The organism is Aliidiomarina quisquiliarum (assembly GCF_023922585.1).
Classification (GTDB): Bacteria; Pseudomonadota; Gammaproteobacteria; order Enterobacterales; family Alteromonadaceae; genus Aliidiomarina; species Aliidiomarina quisquiliarum.
Genome location: NZ_JAMFTN010000032.1, coordinates 1 through 693, shown reverse-complemented (window position 1 = coordinate 693; position 693 = coordinate 1). Strand labels below are relative to the sequence as shown.

At 41.8% G+C, this 693-nt stretch carries 1 protein-coding gene; it reads right to left on the bottom strand.

Going from position 1 to position 693, the window contains the following annotated elements:
- Window positions 1-214: 214 nt before the first annotated feature.
- The coding region (locus M1L23_RS12775) for a hypothetical protein (protein ID WP_252627830.1) at window positions 215-693 on the bottom strand (479 nt) is incomplete at its 5' end.

The following is a 693-nucleotide window of genomic DNA, read 5'->3' as shown; positions in this document are numbered from 1 at the left end:
TATATACTAAATGTATATAAAAGCAAACGTTGGCCGCTGGCCTTTGGTGATGTATAACCTGAGTAAGCCACCACTTCGGATGATTAAAGCATTCGCGCTGGCTTCAAGCTAAAACCAGTTAAAACCATAACTGAGCATAGCAGAAACCCCATAAACGTCTGAGTGTTTTAAGGGCCGATACCAAGTTTCAACGCTATAACCAAACCCACCCGAATTATGGCTTTGCCAATCGAAGACTAAGTTCATACATGCTTTTAAACTCATTATTTGAAGCTTGAGGAACTTCTTCTAAAGAGGTTTCGTATAAATAAACAACAGAAGAAAGCTGTTTTGCCAATTCTGGCTGAAACAGCGTAGCCATTTCAAGCTCTAAATAGGCGCCTTGCGTTTGAAGTTCATCTTGCTCGATTTCTCCCCTTCTAAAAGCAACTTCCAATTGCATCAATTGATCAATAAAAGCGAGCTGTTCTGGTGAGAAGTCGTATGTTCTTGCTAGCCTTTGTGTTCGACCTTGCCAAAATAATATTTTATTTTCTGCGCTCAGTAAGAGGAAAAAAGCGAGTTGCTCGTCAGCAGGTAAGCTACTGGCCAATTGCTCGGTAATAACAAGGCTGTCAGCGGCAGATAACTTATTCACACTATCAGCCATCGCCTTAATATGAGCAGGAGCGGAACACTCTTCTGCCGCAACAG